We start from the raw sequence: 19183 nt of genomic DNA, 5'->3' as shown, positions 1-19183 counted from the left end.
GGCGCTCAGCCGCCGTCGGGAGCGGCCCGGTACGCGGCGACCCTGATCCGCAGGCCCCGCAGGTGGACCAGATCGATGGCGAACGTCGAGGCGGACCGGTACCCGGAAGCGGGCGCGTCCGTCCGGCAGGGACCGGTGAGGTAGACGAACTCGTCGGCCGGGTCGTACCGCGGCGACGACCAGACGGCCGCCTCCCCCGCCGCACTGTCCCCGCGCCGGGCGCGGGCCAGCCAGTAGACGGGCAGCTTCAGCACCTCGCCCAGCACCTTGTCCAGGGCCGGTAGATCGGCCTCGGCGATCGCGAGGCCCCGGCCGCTCCACACCCGCGGCGCCCAGCGGCCCCCGCCGGCGGCGTGCGCGAAGGTCGCCGTGTCACCGGACGCGGTGATCGTCCAGTCGGCCACGGTGGTGAGGGTCGGCATGACGGCTCCCTACGGTCACGGCCCCCTGGCCCGGCCCACCGTAGTGGATCATGCCGGGGCAACGGCACCGCCGGTGGCCCGCGGGTACTGGACCGACCGGCCGATGAGCGCGGAAGCGCCTGGTCGCGGCCACTCCGTTCGATCTCGGGTCGGCTGTTGTTCATCCGATATTCACCCGTGGCTCACCGGACGCCGGTAGCCGTGCGAAGCTGGCCTGCGTGCATCGCGAACCGGCTGAAGAACTCGTGCCCCGCTCCGTGGCCGACCTCGCCGCGGACCCGGCGTGGACGGTCACCCGCACCGGCACGACCGGTCGGTGGCTCACCGCCGAGCGCGCCGTCGAGCACAACGGGCACCGCCGGCTCGTCGGCCTGACCCCGATCCGCCCCGGGGCGGTCGCCCTCATGCTGTGGGCCGACGGCGAGGTCGTCGAGCACCTCCGCGGCACCGAGGCCGAGGTCTGCGCGACGGCGCACCGCTGGGTCACCGGGTTCCTGGCCGGCGAGCGGCCGGAGAAGCGGGGACTCTGACGACCGGCGGGCTCGAGGTGCCGAGGCGGTTCGCCGGCTGACGCGCCGTGGCCGTCGGGGGCGGACGTAACATCACGGGGTGAGTCTCGGACGGGGCCGGCTGGTGGTCAGCGGCCGCACGTCGGGCGGGAAAACCTCCGCCTGGCCGCCCGGGGCGGTGCGGCACCCGTGACCGGCTCGTTCTGGTGGGACCTGCTCATCGGCTTCGCCGCCGCGCTGCTGCTGGCCTGGCTGGTGCTCGTCGCGGCGCTGGTCGTCGTCCGGCCGCGCGGCGGGCTCCTGCGGGAAGCACTGCGGCTGTTGCCCGACGTCCTGCGGCTCATCCGCCGCCTGGCCGCCGACAAGACCCTCCCCCGCGGCGTGCGGGTCCGGCTCGGGCTGCTGCTGGCCTACCTCGCCCTGCCGATCGACCTCGTGCCGGACTTCATCCCCGTGCTCGGTTACGCCGACGACGCGATCATCGTCACCGCCGTCCTGCGCGGGGTCGTCCGGCGCGCCGGGATCGACGCCGTCCGCGCGCGCTGGCCCGGCACCGAAGACGGCTTCGCCGCACTGGCCCGGCTGACCGGGATCGGGCCCGCCGCGGACGGTTGAGACCGCGGCCCGGTGGGCAGTTCACCCGGCGACGGGGTCTCCGGATGCGGACCCCGTCGCCGGGTGGGCGGCGGCTCGCCGCGGTGACCGGCCCTGCCGTCGGGGCGGCAGGCGACGACGGTCGCCGCGGCCGGCCGCCGCCGTCGTCTGACCGGCAGCCACGCGGGAGATGCCCCTCCGATCACGCGACATGCCCCTGCGATCACGCGAGATACGCCCCCGATCACACGAGATCCGCCCCCCATCACGCGGGATACGTCGCCGATCACGCGGGATACGGGCTCGATCGGGCCACCCGGTGTCGGCACGCCGAACGCGGACCGCTTGAGCTCCCGTCCTCACCCACGAACACCGCCCGCACCCGGACCTGCGTGACAACGCGCAGCCGCTACCCCCAGTCGGCGGGGTCCAGGTTCGCGAGGACCTCGCAGTCGCAGCCGCCGCCGAGGGACCTCAGCCGGTTTTCCAGGGGCGGCCAGTCCAGCCCCGCGGCGAGGGCCCACGTGCGGGTGCGGGTGAGCGTGTGGTCGCAGCCGGGGCCGAGGCCGGCTTCCAGGCGGTCGAGCAGGCCGGCCAGCTGACCGGCGTCGAGACCGAGCCGGCTCCACATCGCTTCCCGCGAGCTCTGCTTGTACGCCTGCTTCGCCGCCCGGCGTTCTTCGTCACTGAGCACCGGAGGCGGCCTTCGCCCGCTCCGCCCGGATCTTGGACGCGAACTCGGCCGGGGTCCAGGTCACCGCGATCCGGTCGTCGACCGGGAACACCGCCAGGCCGTAGCCGTCCTCCTCCAGCCCGGGCAGCCACACCTCGAGAAAGCGGTCGAGGTCGGCGGGGACGGGTTTCTCGTCCGGCGTGACCGGCCCGAATTCCCGGATCGCGAATTCCGGGTGCGGCCACACCGGCACCACGACGCGGCCCTCGGAATCCTCCATCATCGCGGTGTCCTCGTCGTCGCCCCAGGCGCAGATCAGGCCCGAGGCGACGACGCTGCGAACGAGGTAGAGCGCACGGGATGCGCCCGGCTTCGCCGACCAGAGCCCGGCCTCCTCGGCCGTCAACGGCGGAAACTCGTTCACCATTTCTCCCATCAGCGGCGGATCTTCGTCTTCCCGCGCAACCGCCGGCCGTTGTTATCGTACTTGTGCTGCAACCGGTGCAATTCCCTGGTTTGCAGGTGCCCGCACCGGTAGCTGCAGCCCCGCGCGGCTTCGTGGGTGCGGTAGTGCGCCACCTGGTACCCCGGCGGCACCGCGGGCTTGCCGCGCTGCCGGATCGAGTTCTTGATGTAGCCCCGGAGGTGCTTGGCGACCTTGTCGTCGTTCGCCAGCTGGCGCAGCCGGGGCGCCTTGCCGCTGCGCCCGCCGCCGACCGGGCAGGCCCCGCTGGCGTTGTGGGTGACGAACGCCGTGCCGCCGCTGACGACGGTGAACGTGTGCGTGCCGTCGACGGTCAGGTTGTAGACCAGGGTCCCGGTCCGGTGGCCGAGGTCCCGCACCACCCGGATGGACGCCGTGGCGCCGCCCGGCAGCAGCACCCGGTCGCCGATGCCGATCGCGCCCGCCTCGGTCCAGCCCCGGCCGTCCACCCAGATCGGGTGGTTCGCGGTCGCGGTGACCGGCTCGCCGTCGCCGGTCGACAGCTGCACCAGGTGCTTGTCGCCGAGGCCCACGATCACGTTGACCACCGGCTCGGCGTAGGTCTCGCCGGTCTCCGGGTCGGTCGCCGCGACCAGGTCGCCTTCCTCGATCTCCGAGATCGGGCGGGTCGAGCCGTCGGCCAGCAGCACCCGGGTGTCCGGGGCGAACGAGTTGCAGCCGCGCCGGACGGCGCTGGTCACCCGCCCGGCCAGCCCGCGCCCGGCTCTGGCCACCCCGGACGCCGCCTTGCCGCCGACCTTCGCGGCGGCCTTCACGACTCTCGCGGCGACCTTCACCACCGCCCCGGCGCCGACCAGGTTCGCGGCCGCGGTGATGGCCATCTCCCCCGCCTTGGCCCAGTTGCCCGTGGCGGCGTAGGCGACCGCGGACACCCCGGCGGCGATGGTGCCGATCGGGCCGGGGATGTAGGACGCGACCTCGGCGACCTTGGCCACCACGTTGGCCACGGCCTTGAAGAACGACCCGAAGCCCCACCGCCCGTCCAGGTCCGTGCAGTTGACCGGGTCGGCGTTGCAGTAGTCGTACGCCGTCGCGCCGCCCCCGGGCTCCGGGTCCGGCTGGAGGAACCGGCCGGAGCCGGGGTCATAGCCGCGCACGCCCATCAGCACGACCCCGCCGAGGGCTTCGGACGAGCGCTCCTTGCCGCCGAGCCAGCCGTAGCGCGCGGTCTTCGCCGCCGGCGTGTCCGCCGAAGGCAGGCCGAACTCGTCGGAGTCCAGCACGGTGACCGCGCCGGTGACCGTGCCCGCGGCCGGGTCCACCGGCACCTGCGCCATCACGTCGCCGTGCAGGGACAGCAGCTGCAGCGTGACCCCGCCGGTCTGCCCGGTGACCAGCGCGAGGTCCCCGTCCGGACCCTCGACGTTGCGGCTGACGTTGTTCGCCTGCGTGACGTCCTCGGCGATCCAGCGCGGCTCGTCGTTGTCCGCGCCGTAGTGGTTCACCTTGGTGACGGCGCTGGCCCAGCTGCCGTCCACCAGCTTCTCGCTGGTGAACTTCCGGAACCGCAGCGCCGGGTCGAGCGTCCACGACATCCGCGCGTCCGCCGTCTGCTGCCCGGCGAGCAGGTCGTTGGTGTAGTAGGAGTTCTGCACGCCCGTCGGCGTCTGCGTGATCCGGCCGAAGGCGTCGTAGGTGTAGCCGGCGTCGGTGATCCGGTCGGCGGAGTCGAACGCGTGCGACTCGGTCGCCGCCGCCGGATCCGCCTCGCCCGGGCACTCCCCCGCCGCGGAGCCGGTCTTCGTGGTCTTGCCGGTGCGGTTGGACCGGCGGTCGTAGGTGTAGGCGCGGGTGGTGCAGATCCCGGTCGCCGAAGACACCTGCGCCGTCGAGGTCAGCCGGCCCCAGCGGTCGTAGCCGAAGGTCTTCGACGAGCCCGGCCCGTTCTGGCGCACCACCTGGCCCCGCACGTTGTCCACCGACGAGCTCGCCGCCACCAGGACGTTGTCCGAGATCCGGGTGTAGCTGCGCGCCACCGGGTCGCCAGCCGGGTCGAGGGTGACGTTCAGCCGGATCCCGCCGGGCAGCGTCTGCTCGACGAGCTGACCGTCCGGACCGTACTTCGCGGTGATCGTTCCGCCGACGCTGTCGGTCACCGAGGTCAGCAGGCCGCGCGGCTCGGCGGCGCGGTCGTAGGTGAACGTCTGGGTGCTGCCGAGCGAGTCGGTCACCTTCACCGGCTTGCCGAACCGGTCGAACTCCGAGTTCGTCCACGCGCCGTCGGCGTCGGTGTAGGACCGCAGCCTGCCCAGCCGGTCGAACGCGCGCTGGACCTTCGTGCCGTCGGCGAACTGCGTGCTCGTCGCGTCGCCGGTGGCGGGGTCGTAGGTCGTGCTGACCTTCTGCACCGGCGTGCCGACGTCCCCGCTCAGCTCCACCGCGGCGATCCGGTCCGCGCCGTCGTAGGTGGTGACGGTGGTCCGGGTCCTGCCCGCGACGGTTTCGCTGATCCGGTCGGCCTCGCCGAACCGGGTGTAGGACTCGATCCGCTTGACCGGCAGCTCGGCGGTCATCCGGGCCGCGTCGTGCCCGGTGATCGCCCCGCCGGGCCTGGTGACGCACGGCGACCCCGCCCACTCGGGCCGGTTGCCGCACGCGGCGTCGTCCGGGTTGGCGCCGGCGGTGTAGAAGACCGACAGCGTGGTGCCGGCGTCGGTGCCGGTGGCGTCGATCTTGCGGGACTCGCGGCCCCGGCCGCGGTCGTCGTACCGGACCGCGGTGGTCACCGTGCCGACCGCACCGGACGGTCCTTCGGCGTCGAGCGTGATCTTCGTGGCTTCGCGCACGCCCCAGCCGGAGACACCGCCGATCGCCGGGTCGTACCCGTTCTTGCTGACCTTGACGTCCTGCTCGCCGGTCATCCCCACGACCTCCGCGCCGGTGCGCTCGGTGGTCACGAGGTGGTAGGCGGTGCCGTCCGGCTTGCCCTCGTCGTAGGCCTTCGTGGCGTGCGCCCGCGCGTTGACCACCTGGTCGGGGTCGGCGTCCAGCGCCATCCGGGTCAACGGCGAACGGCTCTCGACCTCGTCGAGCCCGTCGGCGCTGTAGCGGGTCTGCGTGTCGAGCCAGACCGCACGGGTCTTCGAGTCGTACTGCGCCAGGCCGAGTGCCGCGAGCTGGTCGTCCCCGCCGGGCAGCTGCCCCAGCGCGAGCGCGCGGTTCGACGCCTCCAACGTCCGGACCGGGTTGCCGAACCGGTCGAACTCCGTGGTGTCGATGTAGCCGCCCGGCGTCGCGGTGTTGACCTCCTTGGCCGCGGCGTCGAGGTAGTGGACGTTCGCCGCGCGGTAACCGTCCGGCCCCGGTGCGCTCGGTGTCGCGGTGTTGACCGCCACCGGGTCCTCGGGCCCGAAGATTGCCGTCGCGTCGGTGGCGATGTCGGTCTGCGACCACGCCGCCGCCGACGGGCCGTCGAGGTCGTACGGCCCGCCCGCGGCGCGGGTGAGCGGCACGTTGTAGACGACGGTGCTCGCCACTTCGCCGTCGATCTCGGTCGCGCTGCCCTGCTTGAGGGTCGCGCGGCGCACCCGCAGGAGCCGTCCGGCGTTCGGGTCGCCGGTCCCGGCGGCGCCGAAGTCGTACATCCACGGCAGTTCGCCGGTCGCGCCGACCTGGGTGACGCGGCCGGCGTCGTCGTAGGCGTAGGTCGTCTTGAGCGGCGGGGACAGCCGCGGGTCCCAGACCTCCCGCAGGCGGCCGAGGTCGTCGTAGGCGTACTGCGCGATGCCCACCTTCCCGACGGCACCGTTCGCCGGGTCGGTGGTCCAGGCCATGACGCCGCGGACCTGCCCGGCGAAGTCCCCGAACGCCGTGGCGGTCGCGGTGGTCGCCGTCGCGTAGTCGTACTCGATCGCCTCGCAGCCACGCGCCGGCGTGGCGGTGGTGCAGTCGCCGATCCCGGCTTCCACGGGCGCGACGGCCCGCTTGATCCGGACCTGGTCGTCGACGTTCTCGTAGACGTAGCGGGTGGTCGCGGCCTGCGCCGGCGGCGTCGTCGAGGAAACCAGGTACGACCCGCCGTCGGCCGCGCGGCTGAACAGCGTCACGGTGCCGTCGGTTTCGGCGAGCTTGTAGTTCGTGCCGTCGAAGCTCAGCGAGAGGTCTTCGGCGCCGGGTTCGGGGAAGAACGCGCCGTTGCCCGCCTTGGTGAACCAGACCTTCGAGCCGTCGACCTGCTCGACCTGGGCGACGTTGTCCGCGTCGAGGGTCAGCCGGGTGTAGTCGATCTCGGTGGCGTCGGCCGACGTGCCGCCGAGCCACTGCGGGCCGAACGGCGCGGTCAGCTCCCGCACCGACAGATCGTCGAAGTAGACCGGCTTGCCGCTGCCGATGGCGAACCCGTTGTACAGCCGGACGAACGCCTGGGAGGCGTCGGCGGGGACCTTGAAGTCGAGGCTCAGCTGTACCCACGCGTCGGTGACGGCGGGCTGGTTCGACAGCTGGGCGTGGTAGTCGTTGTCGGCGTTCTTCGTGTAGCCGACGATCCGCAGGCCGCGGCCGTCACCGGGGTTCAGCCCGGTCGACGCGGGAACGTAGATCCAGCCGGTGATCCGGTACAGCCGCCCCGGTTTCGTGCCGAGGTGGAACCCGGAGTCCATGTCGCCTTCGATGGCGGCGTAGGTGTCGCTGCCCCACTGCCCCGACGGGACCGGCGTGAGCTGCAGCGACTCGCCGCTCTCGTGGCCGCGGTCGGTCACGCGCGTCGGTGCCGCGGTGAGCGACTGGAACCCGGCGGTGTCCGTGGTGATCTTCTGCTGGTTCGCCGTGAGCCGCTCGCGCTGCGGCTGGTAGCCCGCCCGCGGATCCCGCGAAGAAGCCGTGCGGGACACCGAAAGCCCGAACTCCTGGGCGTCCGTCGTGGACTGGGAGAAGTCGCCGGTGAGCAGGTTGAGCGAGCCGCCGCCGAGCTCCTCGTTCTCCGCGCCGTCCGCGCTCGGATCGACGATCACCGTGCGCCACACCATGGCGTACGCCCCGGTGCCGGCCGCGTCGGTCGCCAGGACCGCCTTGACCTGCACGACGCCGGCGGTCGCGCCGAGCGTGTCGGCCGCCGTCCAGGTCGCCGTCCCGCCGAGCGAGGACAGCGGCACGAATCCCGTGCCCAGCGCCGATCCGTCGGCCTTCTTCAGGTGTGCGGGCGGGATGTCCGACTCGACCGCGGCACCCGGGCCGCGGCGCCAGGCGAACTTCACGTGGGTCAACGCGGGTTCGGCCGTCACCTGCAGCGGTACGCGGCTGACCACCCGGGCGCTCTCCGCGGGGCGCACGAACCCGCCCCGCCCGACGTTGAACCGATGGCTGACGATCGCGGACAGGTTGCCCGCCCGGTCCTTCGTGCGCACGCTCAGCACGTGCTGGCCGTCGGTCGCCGGGGTGATCGACGGCGCCGCCTTGCCGTCCGCCCCGGCCGCGACCTCGGTGGCCGGGGTGACGTCGAGGCCGTAGACGTAGGCGGCGACGTCGGTCGAACCGGGCGCCGGGGCGAAGGCGAAGGTCCCGGCCTGGCCCGCGGCCTTGTGCCAGGCGTCGTCGCTCGGGTAGTCCGCCGAGGACACCGTGGGCGCGCCGGGCGCCTGCGTGTCGACGGTGAACGTCAGCCACGGCACCGCGACGCCGTTGGCGGGCGTGGGCACCATGCGCCAGGTCTGGCAGTCGTTGGCGACGCGCTCCCAGATGACCAGGGCGGTGCCGTTGGTCGTCGAGCAGCTCTGGTCCAGGACCTTGTTCGCGTTCTTCACCGCGAACTTGTAGACGCCGTTGCCCTGGCGCTCGAACGCCCACTTCTGGCAGTCGCCGTAGACCTGGTCGTAGGTGATCACCGGGTTGCCGTTGTCCGTGACGCAGTTGCGGTTGTCGAGCACCTGGCCGGAATGGCGGACCCGGAACTGGTAGTAGCCGTCGCCGGTGCCCCAGGGGAAGAACTTCTGGCAGTCGGCGCCGTTGGCCGGGTACTGCTGGACACGGGTGCCGTTGCCCCAGCCGCAGGCGGCGACGTCCACGTACTGTCCACTGCGGACCGATTGGAGCCCGACCCAGGCGTCGTCGCCGAAGTCCTTGCTCCCGTCGAACGAAGTGGCGCGGAAGCGGTACTGACGGCCTTCCTGCAGCAGCCCGGCCGGGATCTTCCACTGCGCGACGCTGCCGGAGGGCACGCCCCACTGCCAGTAGTCGGCGATCATCGTCTCGCCGTCGTAAACGTAGAACACCGCGGTGAGGTCGTCGCCGTCCGGGTCCGACGGCCGGAAGGTCAGCGTCGGCGTCAGCGAGCGCGTGTAGGTGGCGCCGCCGTTGTCGCCGCGGTCGGAGACGCTCAGGCCGGCGGCCGGGTTCGGCCGGGTGTTGTAGGTGACGTCGAGGTGCGGCACCGCGCCGCCTTCGCTGGAGGAGAACTTCTTCCAGCCGTAGGTGTCCGTTTCGGACTCCGCCTTGAGCACCATCGACCCGGTGGTGACGCCGTTGGCCGCCCACGCCCCGATCAGGTTCGGGATGTCGGTGCCGATCCAGTTGTCGGCGCAGGCCGAGTCGTGCCCCAGCGTGGCGCCGGTGGTCGCCCAGCGCGTGTAGGGGTTCGGCTGGTTCGACCACCGGGTCCCGGTGCCGACCAGCGCGGTGTCCCAGATCTCCCAGTTGCGGGCCGAACACGAGTAGGAGTGCGTGGCGTAGAGCCAGAGCTTCGCCGACTGCACCCGCGTGCCGCGGAAGCGCGAGACGTCGAAGTGCAGGTAGGACCGGGCCTTCGTGGTGCCGCCGTCGAAGGTGCCCAGCCGCAGTTCCGGCTGCCCGGACTGGTCGGTGTTGGCGATGCTGGACTGCGTGAAGGTGTCGAAGCTGGTCCAGATCGTCACGCCGGGGTCGACGGTGACGGGGTACGCGCGGGCCGGGTCGCCGAAGTAGGAGCTGTCGGGCGTGACGGTGACGTCGACGCCCGCGGCCTTCGCCTTCGGGGCGGTGGTCTTGCCGACCCGCACCTTCCCGGCGGGATCGCCGCTGCGCGGGTCGACCTTCGCGTCCCACATCTCGGCCGCGGGCAGCGCGCCGACGACTTCGCCGTGCGGGCCGACGAGCTGGGTGTTGCCGTCGGCGTCGGACTTCGTGGTCAGCCCGCTCGCCCGCACCGGCAACGTGAAGTCGAGGGCGGCGGAGGGCCGCCGCTTGACGACGAAGAACTGCTCGAACCCGGTGCGGGTCGCCTTGACCTGGAGGTCGACGCCCGGCTGGATCTCGGGGTAGGTCGCGGTGTCGCCGGCGAGCACCGGAGCGGGCAGCGGGCCGGTGTACTGCAGGGCGACCTGGCCGCCGGCGGCCTGCACGGACGCGAGGTCGCGGGTCTCCCCCTGCTTGCCGCCGGCACCGGCGAGCACGAGCCCGCGCGGGTGGGCCTTGGACCGGACCGCGCCGTCGGCGCCCTGGGTCAGCGTCAGGTCGACGGGCACCCAGGCTTCGCCGCGGCGCACCCGGATCGGGCCGCCGTTGACCTCCGTGGTGCGGCTGCCGTCCGGGTTGACCCAGGTGGTCTCGGTTTCGGTGCGTTCGGAGAGGGCTTCGATCCGGCGGTTCTGCAGGCGGGCGGTGGCGCGCGCGGACGGCAGGTCGGCGGCCTCGGCCGGCCCGGTGTTCGACGCGGGCGGCGCCGGCTGGGCCGCGGCGCGCGGCGGCTCGAAGGTGACGACCCCGGTGAGCGCGACGAGCAGCGTCAGGACGACGCAGAACCAGAGCAGCAGGGGCGAGCGGCGCTCGGCCGCTCTGTGGGCACGACGGAAGAGCGCGGCGTACGACAGCATCGGAGGTCCCCCACCACCAGGCGCGACCCCCGACGAATCACGCGGCCAGTTCGACGCGCAGATCATGACCTGACGGGAGGAAGCTCCGAAATAAGCTGAACAGGTGAGATCGTCTTTTTTCGGACACACTCACCGTGGCTGCGCTTAGTTGCCGTGGAGCTCGATCCGGTTCCCCGAGGGGTCGGCGAGGAAGGCCTGCCGCGCGGCCCCGATCGGGACGGGGTCGGTGACGTCGATCCTCTCCGCGCGCAGCCGCCGCACCTCGGCGTCGAGGTCGTCGACGAACACGGCGAAGTGCTGCCCCCGCGCCGGCGGCGGGGTGCCCTGGATCAGGTGGAGCTGCTGCCCGCCGACGTCGAGCCAGGCACCGGGCCCCAGATGACCCGGGCGGTCGGTGCGGCGCCGGAACCCGAGCGCGCGTTCGTAGAAGCCGGCCGCCTCCTCCAGGTCGCCGACGACGACGGAAACGTGGTGGATCGCGGGCATCCTGCCTCCTCGACGTGGCCGGAAGCGAGCTCGCCACCGCACCGGAAGCTCTCGCTGCTCAGTGCCGTCCAGGGTAGTCGCCGGACGTGACTCCCGCCCCGGCGAGCAACGTGAGCAGCCGGGCCACTTCGTCACGGACCGCGGCCCGGCCGGGCGCCAGGTAGCGGCGGGGATCGGAGAGCGTCTCGTGCTCCCCGAGTGCCGAGCGCACCGACGCCGTGAGCACCTGGTTCAGCCGGGTTCCGATGTTGACCTTGACGATGCCGCTCGCCACCGCCGCGCGCAGGCCTTCGTCGGGTACGCCCGACGAACCGTGCAGTACCAGCGGCACCGGGACGCGGGCGGCGAGCGTGGCGATCAGGTCCTCGTCGAGGACCGCGCTGCGGTCGGCCATCGCGTGGGACGAGCCGACGGCCACGGCCAGTGAGTCGACGCCGGTCGCCGCGACGAACTCGCGGGCCTCGGCCGGGTCCGTGCGGACGCCCGGGGCGTGCGCGCCGTCCTTGCCGCCGATCTCGCCCAGCTCGGCCTCGACGCGGCAGCCCGCCGCGTGACAGCGTTCGACCACCGCCCTCGTCCGGGCCACGTTCTCGGCGTAGGGCACCGCGGCCGCGTCGAACATGACCGACGTGATGCCCAGGTCGAGGCCCTCGCGGATCAGCTCCTCGTCCTCGACGTGGTCGAGGTGGACCAGGACGGGCACCGTCGCGCTTTCGGCCAGCCGCAGGCAGGCGAGCGCGAACGGCGCCAGCGAACCGTGGTAGCGGACGGCGTTCTGCGAGATCTGCAGGACCACCGGGAGCCCGCTGCGCTCCGCGCCGGCCACGACGGCTTCGGCGTGCTCGATCAGGATCGCGTTGAACGCCCCGATCGCGCGCCGCCGGGCCCGCAGGTCGTCCAGCAAAGCGCCCCAGTTCATCGAATCCTCTCCACTTTCACGTCCCCGATCCACCGGTTCCTCGCCGCGATGTCGATCTCGCCGGCGACCGGCCGCAGCACCGCGGCGGCCGACGTGGCGACGACGTCCGCGAGCGCCACCGGCCAGTCCACTTCGGACACCGCACCGGCGGCGGCCAGCCGGACCGCCAGCGCGGCGGCCGCCGCGTCTCCGGCACCGGCCGGATTCCCGGTGACGACTTCGGCCGGCCGGGCGCGCCAGGTGCCCCGCTCGGTGACGGCCATCGCGCCCTCGGCGCCGAAGGTCGCCACCACCGCGGGCGTTCCCGCGGCCACCAGGTCCGGCCCGGCCCCAGGCCCGCCGAGTTCCGCCAGCTCGTCCTCGTTCGGCATGAGCACCGCTCCGCTCCCGGCGGCCTCGTGGAGGGCGGCGCCGGAGACGTCGGCAATGGCGGGCACGCCGTGCCGGGCACACAGCCGGGCCAGCCTCGCGGGAACGTCGGCGCCCAGCCCGCCGGGCACACTCCCGGAGATCACGACGGCGCCGGCCGGCAGCTCGGCGCGGAGTGCGGCGAAGAGGCCCGCTTCCGCCGTCCCGCCGGCCGGGAGGCCGTTCTCCTGCACCATCGTGGTCCCGCCGGCCGGCGTCACCACCGCCACCGTCCGCCGCACCGCGGGCAACGCCGGCACGAGCCGGTGCGCGAGGCCCAGCTCGTCCAGCCCGATCCGGAACTCGTCGGGTGTCCGGGTGGTGGTCAGCGCCAGCACCAGGCTCTCGCCACCCAGCTCGCGGACCACCGCCGCCACGTTGACGCCCTTGCCGCCGGCACGGGACCGGACGTCCGACACCCGCGTGGTCCCGCCCAGGTGCAGGGCGTCGACCCGGTAGGTGACGTCGATGGCGGGGTTGAGGGTCACCGTGACGATCCGCGGCGTCATGACACCCCGCTGCCGGGAACCAGCTCCGTGGACTTTTCCGCGCGGTACACCATCAGCGTGGAGCCGACGAGGGCCAGCACGATGCCGGCGATCTGGAACCCGGTCGGCGCGGCGCCGAAGAACAGCAGCGACAGGACGATGGTCAGCACCGGGGCGAGGGCGTTGGTCACCGGCGCCACGATCGACGCCTTGCCCCGGCTCATCGCCATCACGAGGAACAGCGCGCCGACCGCGTTGAGCAGCTGGGTCCCGGCGGTGAGCGCGGGCGCCTGCCACGGGAACCCCAGCGGCAGCCCGCCCATCATCAGCACGGCCACCGGGATCAGCACCAGCCCGCTGATCGTCATCCAGCCGAACGTCGAAGCGTCGTCGACGCCGGCGAGCGCGGCCTTGCGCATGAAGAACGCCTGCACGCCCCAGGCGACGCAGACGAGAACCGCCAGCACCAGGTAGAGCCACCCGCTGTCCCCACCGTCCCCTGTGGACACCGAGAACAGGACGACGGCGACGAGCGCGAGCACCACGCCGGCCCACGACCACCCGCCGAGCCGTTCCCGCAACGCGGCGAACGCCAGCAGCACCGTGACCGCGGGCGAAAGCGCGACGATCGGGAAGATCACGTAGGCCGGCCCGATCGTCAGCGCCTTGAACAGCACGAGCTGGCCGCCCGCCCCGGTGAGCCCGATCACCAGCCCGTACCCGGCGGCGGCCCGGCCGCGGTCGAACTTCTTCCCCCGCAAGGAGAACCACGCGGGCACGAGCATGGTCAGCGCCCAGACCACGTACACCATCGGGTCGGGATAGGCGTAGAGCTTGGTGGGCAGGCTGGAAAAGGCCCCCCACACGCCCCAGAACAGCACCAGCAATCCCGCATACGGGATCCAGCCGCGGGTGAGCACCCCTGATCCGGTCATCTCGGCTCCTCGGCGAGGCACGGACTCGGTCTGTGGACTTGTTCGGCCCGCAACGGGTGTCCGTGCAGGCGCGCCGCGTAGAGCGCGGCACCGATGTGCGGTTCCAGCAGCGGCGCACGGAGGTCGTACTCGAGGGAGAGCGCGTCGCGGAACGACGCCAGCACGTGCGCCGAACCGAACATGCCACCGGAGTACGACACCGGAACCCGCTGTGCGATGGCGAACCCGAGCGCCGCGCGGCCGACGTCCACGAGCAGCGCGAGCTCGCGCCCGGCCTCCCGGAGCACCCCGGTCGCGACCGCGTCGCCGGCGTCCGCCGCCCGGGTCACGACCTTGCTCAGGTTCGCGATCCGGCCCCGGTCGCCGTGCCACCGGTTCACGACGACGTCGATGGCGTCGAAGTCGACGGCGAGGCCGAGCGCCGCCCGCATCTCCCCGACCAGCGGCCCGGCCGGCAGCCGTCCGTCGACCATGCGGCTGAACGCGTTCAGGCCCTGGATCGCGACCCAGTAGCCGGAGCCTTCGTCGCCGAACAGCTCGCTCCAGCCGCCGCCGCGCCACTGCTTGCCGTCGTGCTCGCCGTAGGCGATCGAGCCGGTGCCGGCGACGACGTTGATGCCGTCGACCGCGCCGAGCGACCCGGCCCAGCCGCAGATCATGTCGTTGCCGCAGCGGTAGTTCCGCCCGCCGAGTATCCCGGCGGGTACCGCGTCGAGCTCCGGCACGTCGGCGCTGATCTCCCCGTAGGCGGGCAGGCCGAAGAAGCCGTAGGCGATGTCCGAGACCGGCACGCCCGCGGCCCGGCAGACTTCGCCGATCCCCTGGCGCAACAACGGTTCCACGATCTGCAGGCCTTCGCTCAGGTAGTACACGCTGGCGGTCCGGGCTTCCGCGACGACCCGGCCGTCGAGATCGACCAGGCAGAACGCCGTCTTCGTCCCCCCGCCGTCGACACCGAGGAACACGTCAGCTCACCTCCGGAGGAACGAAATCGTGGACGACCACGCCCTGCACGACGCGGTTCACTTCGCCGCCGGGGAAGGGGTTGTCCGGCGTGATGCCCAGCGCGAGCGAGCAGGCGAGCGCCGTGGTCTGCGCCGCGATCACGGCGAGCAGCGCGTACCCGGCCACGGGCAGGCGGGGCGGCGCGGGCACGGGCCAGACCCGGGCGCCCCCGAACTCGGCGGTGTCGTCGCCGCCCACCACGACCACCCGCTCCGCGCCGAGTGACTGCACCAGCTCGCGGGCGATGTCCACGTCGTAACGCCGCGCGTACGCGTCGGTGGCGAGGAAGACCACGGCGATGGTGCGCTCGTCGAGCACCGACTTCGGCCCGTGCCGGAAGCCCAGCGCGGAATCGGCGATGCCGACCACCTCGCCCCGGGTCAGCTCGAGGCACTTGAGCGCGGCTTCCCTGGCCAGCCCGCGCAGCGGCCCGGAGCCCAGGAACACCAGCCGGGCCGGCTTGGCGCCGGAGATCGCCGAGGCGTGTTCCGCCGCGCCGCCGAGCACCGCCGACCCGGCCCGCGCCAGCGCCTCGACGTCGACGTCCACCCCGAACGCGAGCAGGGCCGCCAGCGCCATCCCGGTGAACGACGAAGTCATCGCGAACCCGCGGTCGTTGACCTCGTCCGGCAGGGTGACCACGACCGCGTCCCGGGCACCGGACCACCGCCGCGCCAGCTGCCCGCCGGGGTCGCAGGTGATCACCAGGTGCCGCAGCCCGGGCGTCAGCCGCTGCAGCAGGTCCGCCGCCGCGACGGACTCGGGGCTGTTGCCGCTGCGGGCGAAGGACACCAGCAGGATCGGCCGGTCGTCCACGGCCACGGCGAGCGGATCGGCGACGATCTCCGTGGTCGCGATCGCCTCCACCGGCCGGCCGAGGTGCAGCGCGAGATCGCGGGCCACGACTTCGCCGGCGAACGCCGAGGTGCCGGCCCCGGTGAGCACGATCCGCCGTCCGGGCAGGCCGATCAGCTCGTCGATTTCCGGCCGGGCCCGCCGGACCGCGTCCGCCACCCGGACCCAGGTGGCGGGCTGCTGCTCGATCTCCCGCGCGGTCCGGCTGTCGCCGGGCCACCGCCCGCTGCTGTGCATAGGTGCTGCCTCCGATTGCCGGGACGTACCCCCGGAGAGTCATCCGCGCCGGTCCGCGGAGGCAAGGCCCGGTGTCCAAATGCGCATTCGGAGTGAGCGTTTCGCCGGCTGTCGTAGGCTCGGCCCATGTCCACGCGGAAACGGCGCACCACCCGGGCCGAACGGCTTTCGGAGCTGTTGCGGGTGCTCGCGGACACCGGCTCGCTGCACGTGGGTGAGCTCAGCGCCCGGTTCGGCGTTTCCTCCGCCACCCTGCGGCGCGATCTGGCCAAACTGGAGGAACAGCGGCTGCTGACCCGCACCCACGGCGGCGCGCGGCCACGGGGGCGCACGAACGAGGTGCCGCCGCCCTACCGGGAAAACCGGTCCCCGGAAGCCAAACGCGCGATCGTGCGGGCGGCGATCCGCACGCTGCCGTCCGGGCCGCACGTCATCGCCCTCACCGGCGGCTCGACCACGAGCGAACTCGCCAGGGAACTGCCGGGCCGGGCGGATCTGACGGTGGTCACGAACGCGCTGAACATCGCGATGGACCTGGCCCTGCACCCCCGGCTGAAGCTGGTCGTCGTCGGGGGCGTCGCCCGGCCGCAGTCCTACGAGCTGGTCGGGCCCTGGGCCGAGCACGTGCTGGCCTCGATCAGCGTCGGCACGGCGTTCGTCGGCGTGGACGGCATCGACGCCACGGCGGGCATCACCACGCACGACGAAAACGAGGCCAGGACCAACCGCGCCATGCTCGGCCGCGCCCAGCGGGTGGTCGTGCTGGCCGACGGCAGCAAGCTCGGGCGGTCCACCCTCGCCCGCATGGGTGACATCCAGGACGTGCACGAAGTCATCACCGACTCTTCGGCCGCGCCCGCCGCGGTCGCGGCGATCCGCCGGGCCGGGGTCCGGGTCACCGTGGTGGAAGCCGTCGCCGAACGCTGAAACGCGCATCGCGAATGCGCGTTTCGTTGACCGCGGTGGTCGTCCTGCCTACCTTTCGCCGACAACAGCCCCCGACGATGACGGAGTTCCGGATGAAGCGTTCTCTCCCCGTCCACGGCAAGCGATTCGCTTCTTTCACGGCGGCGGGCGCACTGGCCGTCGGCACGCTGGCGGCGGTGGCCGCACCGGCCTCGGCCGCGGTCACCCTGCCGCCGCAGGCCGCCGGGTTCGACTACCAGATCGGCGGTGCCTACACCCCGCCGTCGGGCGTGCAGATCGTCAGCCGCGACGTCTCGGCGGCCCCGGCGAGCGGGAAGTACAACATCTGCTACCTCAACGCTTTCCAGGCGCAGGAGGGCGCGGACGGCGACTGGCCGAGCGACCTGCTGCTGCGCGACTCGAACGGCAACAAGGTCGTCGACCCCGACTGGAAGGAGACGCTGCTCGACCTGCGCACCGCCGACAAGCGCTCCCGGGTCGCGGCCAAGGTCGGCAGCTGGATCGACGAGTGCGCTTCGAAGGGGTACCAGGCGATCGAGCCGGACAACTACGACAGCTATTCGCGGTCCAAGAACCTGCTCACCACCACGCACGCGCAGGAGTACATCAAGCTCCTGTCCGCCCGCGCGCACGGCAAGAACCTCGCCATCGCCCAGAAGAACACCCCGGAACTGGCCGGCAACCGGGTCGCCAACGGCCTCGACTTCGCCGTGACCGAAGAATGCGGGGAATACGAGGAGTGCGCCGACTACGCCGGCCCGTTCAACAACCGGGTGGTCGACGTCGAGTACACCGCTTCGGGCATGAGCAAGGGCTGCCCGGAGTGGAAGAACAAGATCAGCATCGTCCGGCGTGACCTCTACGTGGTGCCCCAGGGCACGAGCGGGTACCTGCGCAAGACCTGCTGACCACCCGTCTTGACACGTTCGATCGCGCTCGCTTTACTGCTGTCCACGTCGGGAGCACCGACGTCAGAGGTACGCCCAGCCGGTATGTCGGTTCCACCGCGAGCCCGGACCGAGTCGCCAGGACGCGAGAGTCCGAGGCGGGGTCGTGCCCACCATCATCCGGAGTACCGATGATGTCTTTTCCGTTCCCCGGCAAGACCCGCTGATGGACCGCCGCGGATTCCTGCGCGGCGCCGGCGGTCTGGCCCTCGGTGCCGCCCTCGCCGGCTGTGGGCCGGCGCGGGCCACCGGGGGCCCGGTCACGGTCGAGGTCTGGCACGGCCAGACCGACACCGGCAAGAAGGTCCTCGACGAGCTCGTCGCGGACTTCCACCGCACGCACCCCGGAATCCGGGTCGACCTCGGCGGCGGGGTCCTCGCCGACGCGATGCTGCAGAAGATCACCGCGGCGCTCGCGTCGGGGTCGTTCCCGGACATCGCCTACGTCTTCGGTTCGGACCTCGCCAGCGTGGCCCGCAGCCCCAGCGTCGTCGACGTCACCGACCTCGTCGACGCGGGTCCCGGTTTCTGGGCCCCGGCCCGGGAAGCGGTCACCGTCAACGGCCGCGTCCGCGCGGTCCCGGCGCTGCTCGACTCGCTGGCCGTGGTGTGCAACAAAGAGCTGTTCGGCACGGCCGGGATCCCGCTGCCCGCCGCGGGCTGGACGTGGGCCGATTTCGTCGAGACGGCGAAGAAGCTCACGGACCCGGGCAACGGCACCTTCGGCACGGCGTGGCCCGCCACCGGCGACGAGGACACCGTGTGGCGGCTGTGGCCGATGGTGTGGGACCTCGGCGGTGACGTCATCGGCGCCGGCGGGCGCGGCATCGGGTTCGCCGAGCAGGGCGTGCGCGCCCTCGAAGTCGTCCGCGACCTCGCCGCGGCGAAAGCCGTCTACCTCGACCCGAAGACCGGCAGCGAGCAGATGTACCAGGCGTTCCAGGCCGGGCACATCGGCATGGTCGCGACCGGCCCGTGGCAGCTGCCGGACATCACCGACGCCGGGATCGACTACGCGGTCGTCCCGCTGCCGAGCTTCAGCGGCCGTCCGGTGACCATCTCCGGCCCGGACACCTGGACGCTGTTCGACAACGGCGAAGAACGCGTGGCGGCGGCCCGCACCTTCCTGTCCTGGCTCGCCGACCCGGCCCAGGACGTCCGCTGGGACGACGGCGCCGGCAGCCTCCCGCTGAGCCGCCGGACGCAGCAACTGCCCGCGTGGCAGGAGAAAACGGACGGCACCCCGGGACTGCCGGTGTTCGTCGACGCGCTGGACAACGCCCGCGTCCGGCCGGTGCACCCGGCCTACCCCCAGGTGTCGGCGGCGCTCGGCACCGCGATCGTCGCCGTGCTGCTCGGCCAGGCCACCCCGGCCGACGCCCTGCGCGACTGCGCCGCGGCCGCGAACGCCGCCCTGATCATCCCGCGTTAGGAGGCCGCCATGCCCGGACTGCCGAAGCCCATCACCGTGCCGAGCCGACGCTCCGCCTCG

The 19183-nt window shown here is 72.8% G+C and carries 15 protein-coding genes; 5 read left to right on the top strand and 10 right to left on the bottom strand.

Going from position 1 to position 19183, the window contains the following annotated elements; genetic code table 11:
• Positions 1–5 precede the first annotated feature (5 nt).
• Positions 6–422, bottom strand: a complete 417-nt coding sequence (locus ACWED2_RS14600; protein ID WP_449690958.1) for a hypothetical protein — start codon at positions 420–422, stop codon at positions 6–8.
• Between the two features lie 245 nt (positions 423–667).
• Here ACWED2_RS14600 and ACWED2_RS14595 point away from each other — a divergent pair, with 245 nt between their 5' ends.
• A complete protein-coding gene (locus ACWED2_RS14595) occupies positions 668–952 on the top strand; it encodes a hypothetical protein (RefSeq protein WP_449690957.1) in 285 nt (94 codons plus the stop codon).
• 168 nt (positions 953–1120) lie between these two features.
• Positions 1121–1546 (top strand): YkvA family protein, encoded by a 426-nt coding sequence (locus tag ACWED2_RS14590; RefSeq protein ID WP_449690956.1) that lies wholly within the window; start codon positions 1121–1123, stop codon positions 1544–1546.
• Positions 1547–1934: 388 nt separating this feature from the next.
• Here the strand turns inward: ACWED2_RS14590 and ACWED2_RS14585 are convergent, their stop codons facing one another.
• From ACWED2_RS14585 to ACWED2_RS14545, 9 genes are all read right to left on the bottom strand, one after another.
• Positions 1935–2219 (bottom strand): DUF2695 domain-containing protein, encoded by a 285-nt coding sequence (locus tag ACWED2_RS14585; protein ID WP_449690955.1) that lies wholly within the window; start codon positions 2217–2219, stop codon positions 1935–1937.
• Positions 2209–2622 carry a DUF2750 domain-containing protein gene (locus ACWED2_RS14580; protein WP_449690954.1) on the bottom strand — a complete coding sequence of 138 codons (414 nt, stop codon included), beginning with the start codon at positions 2620–2622 and terminating at the stop codon, positions 2209–2211. The genes ACWED2_RS14585 and ACWED2_RS14580 overlap by 11 nt, the downstream gene beginning before the upstream one ends.
• A gap of 11 nt (positions 2623–2633) precedes the next feature.
• A complete protein-coding gene (locus ACWED2_RS14575) occupies positions 2634–10484 on the bottom strand; it encodes an RICIN domain-containing protein (RefSeq protein ID WP_449690953.1) in 7851 nt (2616 codons plus the stop codon).
• 144 nt (positions 10485–10628) lie between these two features.
• Positions 10629–10970 carry a VOC family protein gene (locus ACWED2_RS14570; protein ID WP_449690952.1) on the bottom strand — a complete coding sequence of 114 codons (342 nt, stop codon included), beginning with the start codon at positions 10968–10970 and terminating at the stop codon, positions 10629–10631.
• Between the two features lie 58 nt (positions 10971–11028).
• On the bottom strand, positions 11029–11889 hold the full coding sequence (locus ACWED2_RS14565; protein WP_449690951.1) for a class II fructose-bisphosphate aldolase: 861 nt from the start codon (positions 11887–11889) through the stop codon (positions 11029–11031).
• A complete protein-coding gene (locus tag ACWED2_RS14560) occupies positions 11886–12806 on the bottom strand; it encodes a 1-phosphofructokinase family hexose kinase (protein ID WP_449690950.1) in 921 nt (306 codons plus the stop codon). The genes ACWED2_RS14565 and ACWED2_RS14560 overlap by 4 nt, the downstream gene beginning before the upstream one ends.
• Complete coding sequence (locus tag ACWED2_RS14555; RefSeq protein ID WP_449690949.1) at positions 12803–13720, bottom strand: DMT family transporter; 918 nt, start codon at positions 13718–13720, stop codon at positions 12803–12805. Before ACWED2_RS14555 ends, ACWED2_RS14560 begins: the two co-directional genes overlap by 4 nt.
• Complete coding sequence (locus tag ACWED2_RS14550) at positions 13717–14685, bottom strand: N-acetylglucosamine kinase (RefSeq protein WP_449690948.1); 969 nt, start codon at positions 14683–14685, stop codon at positions 13717–13719. Before ACWED2_RS14550 ends, ACWED2_RS14555 begins: the two co-directional genes overlap by 4 nt.
• A gap of 1 nt (position 14686) precedes the next feature.
• Positions 14687–15817, bottom strand: coding sequence for an SIS domain-containing protein (locus ACWED2_RS14545; protein WP_449690947.1), 1131 nt, complete (start codon positions 15815–15817; stop codon positions 14687–14689).
• Between the two features lie 126 nt (positions 15818–15943).
• Here ACWED2_RS14545 and ACWED2_RS14540 point away from each other — a divergent pair, with 126 nt between their 5' ends.
• The 3 genes from ACWED2_RS14540 (at position 15944) to ACWED2_RS14530 (ending at position 19123) form a co-directional block, all read left to right on the top strand.
• Positions 15944–16744: a DeoR/GlpR family DNA-binding transcription regulator gene (locus ACWED2_RS14540; RefSeq protein WP_449690946.1), complete on the top strand. Its 801-nt coding sequence runs from the start codon at positions 15944–15946 to the stop codon at positions 16742–16744.
• A 92-nt stretch (positions 16745–16836) separates the two neighbouring features.
• Entirely contained in the window at positions 16837–17652 is an 816-nt protein-coding gene (locus tag ACWED2_RS14535) for an endo alpha-1,4 polygalactosaminidase (protein WP_449690945.1), read from the top strand.
• 205 nt (positions 17653–17857) lie between these two features.
• Complete coding sequence (locus ACWED2_RS14530) at positions 17858–19123, top strand: ABC transporter substrate-binding protein (RefSeq protein ID WP_449690944.1); 1266 nt, start codon at positions 17858–17860, stop codon at positions 19121–19123.
• Positions 19124–19183 lie beyond the last annotated feature (60 nt).

It is taken from the genome of Amycolatopsis sp. NPDC005003 (assembly GCF_053600695.1).
Note: the sequence above shows the minus strand (reverse complement) of the source record. Positions and strands in the feature narration are given on the sequence as shown.